Annotated in this window: 5 protein-coding genes; 4 read left to right on the top strand and 1 reads right to left on the bottom strand. The window is 33.2% G+C overall.

What is annotated here, in order from left to right; genetic code table 11:
* Positions 1 to 449: 449 nt before the first annotated feature.
* Positions 450 to 3890: a methylmalonyl-CoA mutase family protein gene (locus B3J44_RS05150; protein WP_286966387.1), complete on the bottom strand. Its 3441-nt coding sequence runs from the start codon at positions 3888 to 3890 to the stop codon at positions 450 to 452.
* Between the two features lie 208 nt (positions 3891 to 4098).
* On the opposite strand from B3J44_RS05150, the gene B3J44_RS05145 reads away from it, so the two are divergent.
* The 4 genes from B3J44_RS05145 to B3J44_RS05130 form a co-directional block, all read left to right on the top strand.
* The gene (locus B3J44_RS05145) at positions 4099 to 4599 is read left to right on the top strand and encodes a DMP19 family protein (protein WP_286966382.1); all 501 of its coding nucleotides are present in this window, start codon (positions 4099 to 4101) and stop codon (positions 4597 to 4599) included.
* Positions 4600 to 4851: 252 nt separating this feature from the next.
* Positions 4852 to 6405 carry a L,D-transpeptidase family protein gene (locus B3J44_RS05140; RefSeq protein ID WP_286966381.1) on the top strand — a complete coding sequence of 518 codons (1554 nt, stop codon included), beginning with the start codon at positions 4852 to 4854 and terminating at the stop codon, positions 6403 to 6405.
* A 168-nt stretch (positions 6406 to 6573) separates the two neighbouring features.
* Positions 6574 to 6909, top strand: a complete 336-nt coding sequence (locus B3J44_RS05135; protein WP_286966369.1) for a hypothetical protein — start codon at positions 6574 to 6576, stop codon at positions 6907 to 6909.
* A 304-nt stretch (positions 6910 to 7213) separates the two neighbouring features.
* On the top strand, positions 7214 to 7557 hold a 344-nt coding region (locus B3J44_RS05130; protein WP_286966367.1), incomplete at its 3' end, for a hypothetical protein.

Genomic DNA, 7557 nt, shown 5'->3' with positions numbered 1-7557 from the left:
GAAGATTTCTCCTTACGTCGAAATGACAAACTTTATGAAATTTTGTTGTTTTGCTGGCGCGAGCGTCTCGCTCGTGCATTACTTTACGTTCACGAGCGAGACGCTCGCGCTATCGGGGCACTAGTGAACTACTTTTTTAATAGAATTTATTGAGAGGTTTAGATTCTTAAAAGTCTGCATAAAAAAGCCTGAAAGGCTAACAGCTCCAAAATAGGGCAACGCCCTATTAGCTAAAACTCAATGCAACTCGAAGCCCTGAAAGGGCGATAGACATTCTTGTTATCTAATTGCTTACGCCCTTTCAGGGCTTTCTTATTAAATCCTATTACAGACATTGGGCGTTTGCCCAATGCTAAAATGCTTTTAGGCCTTTGGCCTTATTGGAAAATTTCCAATAAAAAAACCTCTCATTCCTGAGAGGTTTTCAATATCATTAAAAAAACAAAAAATTACATATTCCTTCTATACTGCCCTCCCACTTCAAACAACGCCGAAGTAATCTGACCCAAAGAACAAACTTTAGTAGCTTCCATTAAATGATCGAATAAATTTTCGTTTTTAATAGCCGCTTGCTGTAATGTATTTAAATGTTCGTTTACTTTTGCCTCGTGGAAATTATGCAAGTTATCCAACATCGTAATCTGATATTGCTTTTCTTCTTCTGTGGCACGAATAACCTCAGCCGGAATTACCGTTGGTGAACCTTTTGAACTCAAGAATGTATTTACACCAACAATTGGGAAATCTCCGTTGTGTTTTAAGGTTTCGTAATACAAACTTTCTTCCTGAATTTTAGATCTTTGGTACATGGTTTCCATTGCACCCAAAACTCCTCCTCTTTCTGTAATTCTGTCGAATTCTTGAAGAACTGCAGTTTCAACTAAATCGGTTAATTCTTCAATGATGAACGAACCTTGAATTGGGTTTTCGTTTTTCGCTAAACCTAATTCTTTATTAATAATCAGCTGAATTGCCATTGCACGACGTACAGATTCTTCTGTTGGCGTTGTAATCGCTTCGTCGTAAGCGTTGGTGTGCAATGAATTACAGTTATCATAAATCGCGTATAAAGCTTGTAAAGTCGTTCTGATATCATTAAAATCAATTTCCTGTGCGTGTAGCGAACGTCCAGAAGTTTGAATATGATATTTCAGCATTTGTGCTCTTTCGTTGGCTCCGTATTTGTTTTTCATGGCTTTTGCCCAAATCTTACGTGCCACACGACCAATAACCGAATATTCTGGATCTACTCCGTTCGAGAAAAAGAACGATAAGTTTGGTCCAAAATCGTTGATGTTCATTCCGCGGCTCAAATAATATTCCACGTAAGTGAAACCATTAGAAAGCGTGAATGCTAATTGCGTAATTGGATTTGCTCCTGCCTCAGCAATATGATATCCTGAAATCGAAACCGAATAGAAATTACGAACGTTTTTAGTAATAAAATATTCCTGAACGTCGCCCATTAAACGCAACGCAAATTCGGTTGAGAAAATACAAGTATTCTGCGCCTGATCTTCTTTTAAAATATCGGCCTGAACCGTTCCACGAACTTGAGCTAACGTTTTTACTTTTATTTCGTTATAAACGTCCAAAGGTAAAACCTGATCTCCCGTAACACCCAAAAGCATTAATCCTAAACCGTTGTTTCCAGCAGGAAGTTCGCCTTGGTATTTCGGTCTTTCGATTCCTTTGTCTTTATATAATTTGTTGATTTTGGCTTCAACTTCTTTTTCTAAATCATTTGCTTTGATGTAAATCTCACATTGTTGATCGATTGCGGCATTCATAAAGAAACCTAACAACATTGGCGCAGGTCCATTAATGGTCATACTTACCGAAGTTAAAGCATGAACCAAATCGAAACCTGAATATAGTTTTTTAGCATCATCCAAACAGCAGATTGAAACTCCTGCATTTCCAATTTTTCCGTAAATATCTGGACGTAAATCTGGATCATTTCCGTATAAAGTTACACTGTCAAAAGCAGTAGAAAGACGTTTTGCTGGCATTCCTGCACTTACATAATGAAAACGTTTGTTGGTTCTTTCTGGTCCGCCCTCGCCCGCAAACATTCTCGACGGATCTTCGCCTTCACGTTTAAACGGATATAATCCTGAAGCAAACGGAAATTCTCCAGGAACATTTTCCTGCAAATTCCAACGCAAAATATCGCCCCAGCCTTCATATTTAGGCAAAGCAATTTTTGGAATCTGTAAATGCGATAAACTTTCAGAATGCGTTGCAATCTTAATTTCTTTATCACGAACTTTAAACGAGTAAACCGGATTTTTGTATTTCGCTACTTTTTCATCCCAATTCAGGATAATTTCCCAATTGTACGGATCTAAATCCATTTTTACTTTATCAAATTGATTTAGTAAAAGATTTAAAAAGATTCTGTTTTCGTCGTGCTCAGCAATTCCGCTTGGCAAAACAGTTGAATCGTCGATTCCTGCTTTGGTAATCTGCGGAACTTTTCCAGAAACCGATTCTATGGTTTTGAAAATTCCATATAATTTCTGCGCTACTTTTTGCTGCGAAAGCGCTGTTTCATCATAAGATCTGTTATTCTCTGCAATTTCAGATAAATAACGCGTTCTGTGTGGCGGAATCACGAAGATTTTCTCGCTCATTTCTTTTGTGATTTCAAAAGTCGATTTCAAATCTGAAGCCGTTTTTTCAACCACTTTATCCATAATCGCTTTGTAAAGCGTGTTCATTCCCGGATCGTTAAACTGCGAAGCAATCGTTCCGAAAACTGGCATTTCGTCTGGGCTTTTATCCCAAAGATTATGGTTTCTTTGATATTGTTTTTTTACATCGCGTAAAGCGTCTAAAGCTCCGCGTTTATCAAATTTGTTTAAAGCCACTAAATCAGCAAAATCAAGCATGTCGATTTTTTCCAATTGTGTTGCAGCTCCAAACTCTGGTGTCATCACGTATAAAGAAACATCAGAATGATCCATAATTTCTGTATCAGACTGACCGATTCCTGAAGTTTCTAAAATAATCAAATCGTATTTTGCCGCTTTTAAAACCTGAATCGCTTCGGCTACATATTTAGATAAAGCCAAATTCGACTGACGTGTTGCCAGCGAACGCATGTAAACACGAGGATTATTAATCGCATTCATTCGGATTCTGTCGCCTAAAAGTGCTCCTCCAGTTTTTCTCTTTGAAGGATCGACAGAAATCAATCCGATTGTTTTTTCTGGAAAATCAATTAAAAATCGGCGAACCAATTCGTCAACCAAAGAAGATTTTCCTGCACCGCCCGTTCCTGTAATTCCTAAAACTGGAATTTTAGAAGTGGCATTGCTTTCATGAATTTTATCAAAAACTGGTTTTGCAATTTCTGGGAAATTCTCAGCTGCAGAAATTAAACGTGCGATTGCCGTTGGAACTTTATTTTCAATATGATCAATTTCTCCATTCAGTTTATCTCCAATAGGAAAATCAGCTCGCTGAACCAAATCATTAATCATTCCTTGAAGTCCTAAAGAACGGCCGTCATCTGGAGAATAAATTCTTGTAATACCATATTCGTGCAATTCTTCGATTTCGCTTGGAAGAATTACTCCGCCTCCACCTCCGAAGATTTTAATATGTCCTGCTCCTTTTTCGCGAAGCAAATCATACATATATTTAAAGTATTCGTTGTGTCCGCCTTGGTAAGAAGTCATTGCAATAGCATTGGCATCTTCTTGAATTGCGGTATTTACCACTTCTTCAACGCTTCTGTCATGACCTAAGTGAATTACCTCAACGCCCGTAGACTGTATTATACGACGCATGATATTGATGGCAGCATCATGTCCGTCAAAAAGTGAAGCTGCAGTAACAATTCTTACTTTATTTTTAGGAATATATGGGATTTGTTGTTCCATTTTATGAATATGATAATTTTAAGCGACCAATGTACAAAATATTTTAATATTTGATTGCAATCAGCTATTTATGTTTTAAAAAAATACATCGATTTCGTTAATAACTATACTATAACCGTTTAACCCTATTATAATATTCAAATACCCTCTACAGACAAGCCGTACAATTATAAATAAAGATTTTTGCATCAAATTAAAGCGAAACAAAATGAATGAGAATTTAAAGATAAAAAAGAAATCTCTAGAAAATATTGAGTATGCTTATGATTACTTACAAATTATTCTTGCAAAATACTATGACTTAATCAAAAAAATTGGTGATGAGGATTGGACAAAACATTTTATAGATGACCAACATTGTTTGTTATCGTATGCAACGTTATATGAACAGGTGCAAAATGGCGGATTTATTGAATTAATTTGGAATGGATATTATTCTTATATTTTTGAAACACCATTAATTGAGACACTTTATAAATGGGGCACCCCAAACACAGCTAAACTATTAGAAAAAATAAAATCAGACTGTAATAAATTAGCAAATGAAATAGAAAATTGGAATAAGTCAGACTTGGAGTTATTTTCAAAACTTTACAAGAAACATCCCCAATTTGAAGCATTTGACAATGAATTCTACGATGACGATGGTGTACTTGAAATCAAAAATTATGTAGAAAAAAATTTAAGCAATTTTATAACTGTTGAATAAATAAACAACTATAATAAAAAAGGGATTTGTCGAACAATTTGACAAATCCCTTTTTTTATTTCTATTAAGGTAACAATTTACGTAATTAATTGATATAGTTAAAGAAAGCTTAAAGACATGGCAATTTCGCAACATTTAAATAAAATCAGGAAACATGTTTTGAGTACTCCAATAGTAATTTAGCAGTGTAGAAAGGCCCCAAATTTTTACCAACGACTTACATAGAAAAGTAATAACGTAAAAATTAAAAAAATGAGAACATTTTATTCATTCACCGTAATTTTAGGTTTGAGTTTTTTTGTATTTTCTTTTAGTAAACTTGAAAGCACTAATACTACATATACAAAAACTTCAAACAACACAATCGTTTACCATAATAATCATGATGTAGACGAAATTTCGAACGACTTCTTTAAAAGATATTCTGATTTGAAAAGATATAAATCTGATGTGATGTCGTTGTACAAAAACAGAACTCTTGGAACGATTTGGTTTGATGAAGACGAAATCAGCGAATTTGGAACTGTTTTGTATGAAAAAGCAAAAAAAACAAATGATTTGGTGATTCCTTATCAAAAAGAAATTGATCAATTGTTTAACTCTTCATCAGACAAAAGCACTCTTTCTCAAACTGATGCAGACATGTTATTAAGTTCTTTGTATGTTTTATACACTAAAAAAAATAACGCAGATAAGAAAAAACTAGCTTACAATGAAATGCTGAAAGATTTCTTGAACTATAGCACAATCGAAGAAACAGCTACAGTTGATGCTAATGCAAAAGTGGAATATGATCAATATTACAAATTGCAAGATATTCTAAAAAAATACAAAAGATTAGAAAATTCTAGCAAATGGAAACCAATTGTTCCTGCAGAAATTCCATACAAAGATTTACGTCCAGATGCGGTTTCAAATACTATTGCACAGGTTAGAACTCGTTTGTACTTATTAGGAGATTTAAAAAATGACTCTAAAAGTGATGTTTATGATCGTGAATTGATGGATGCCGTAATGAAATACAAAGTTCGTAATGGTTTTAAACCCAATTATATTTTAGCAGAAGAACATATTAAAGAAATGAATGTTCCGCTTGAAGATAAAGTTGCGACTTTAAAACTTAATATGGAAAGATGTCGTGAAATTTCGGCTTTAATTGCTGCTAGCGATGAGTATGTATTGGTAAACGTGCCTTCTTATGAATTGATTTATGTGAAAAACGGAAAAGTTCAATTGACTTCGCCTGTATTTGTGGGAGCGCCTTTAACTAAAACAACCATTTTTAATGGTGAGATAGACAGAATTGTTTTTAGCCCTTATTGGACAGTTCCGCAAAGCATTGTACAAAATGAATTAAGATCTAAAATTGCATCAGATCCAAATTATCTTGCAGAGAAAAACATGGAAATGATTAACGGACAAGTAAGACAAAAACCAGGACCAGACAATTCTTTAGGATTAGTAAAATTTATGTTTCCAAATCCAGATGATATTTATATGCACGATACGCCATCTAAAACTTTATTCGATTTTGAAAAAAGAACTTTCAGCCACGGATGCATTAATGTGAAAATGGCTAAAGAATTAGCTGTTGCAATGCTGAAAGATTATCCTGAATGGACTCAAGAAAAAATAGATAAAGCTATGGCTGGTAAAGTAGAAAACAGTTTTAAACTGACAAAAAAAGTACCTATTTATATTACTTATTTTACTTCACTGGTAAATGAAAAAGGTGAAGTTGGTTTCTTTCAAGATGTTTATGAAAAAGATGCCAACTTGACGGAAACATCTATTACTGTAAATTAATTCTATTTAGAATTAACATAAAAATCGGAAGCTCACAATGTGGGCTTCCGATTTTTTTTCGTCAACAAAAAAACCTTAATGTGTTGTTTTTAAAACTTTTAGGTCTGAAAATATTTTTAATTGCTCCATACCTTTGCCCCATATTAATACCACTAATTTTTATTAATCATGAAAACTGAAAACATTGAGGGATTAACACTTTTTGAAATTAATTTGTTGATACAGCAAGGCGGAAGATTTGTAATGTTTCCTAATATAATGTCTAAACTTAAAAGCATTTATTTTGTTCGCCCTAAAGAAAAAATATTCAAATATGCCTTAAAGCATTTTTTCAAAAATATCTCGAATGGATGGCGAGACTTTCCTTTAAGACCATTTTATATTTCAAAATCTTTATTTTATTTGGCAATAGGCAGTAAAGATTATACCGTTAATGTATTGACCGATTTAAATCGAATCAATCCAATTTACAATCCAAATTTATATTGCCTAGAATACGTTTAAAGCCCTTTTTTGTCCCAAACAAATTATAATTTTTCAAGGCAAAAAAGCAATTTAAAAGCATAATTGAAACAAACGAATTGCTTTTTGCTCTTGAAAAAATTGCAATCTGAAATCATTTTATTCACTTTGCAAGATGCCTTTTTTACTGAACAGAAAACATTAAAAATTTACTATTTGTATATTAAAAATAACGTAAAATGTTATTCTTAAATCTTTTAAGGGTAATGTTATTTTAACTTTTTTTCTTCTTTTGCTTTATTGTTTAGCCCCATTTTTTTTATAACCGTTTAAAAATTAAACCATTATGAAAACAAATAACGTAGAAGGTCTCACGCCGTTTGAAATAAATCTTTTAATTCAGCAAGGAGGAAAGTTTATCATTTTTCCATTTATTATTTCTAAAATGGTAAAAAGGATTAAAGAAACTAATATCTATTTTATTCGACCTAATGAAAGCACATTCAAATATGCTATGAAACACTTTTTTTTGAATTTATCGCTAAGCTTGCGCATTTCCCCTTTGGCTCCAATTTATATTATAATGTCATTATTTTATTTAATGAAAGGCGGGAAAGATTATACAGAAACTATGTTAGAAGATTTAAACACCAATAGTCCAATTTACACGCCTCAATCTAAATTATCATA

Origin of the sequence: Flavobacterium sp. UBA4854 (genome assembly GCF_002399805.1) — a bacterium.
GTDB lineage: Bacteria > Bacteroidota > Bacteroidia > Flavobacteriales > Flavobacteriaceae > Flavobacterium > Flavobacterium ginsengisoli.
The sequence above is the reverse complement of the archived record's forward strand: the minus strand, read 5'-3'. Positions and strand labels throughout refer to the sequence as shown.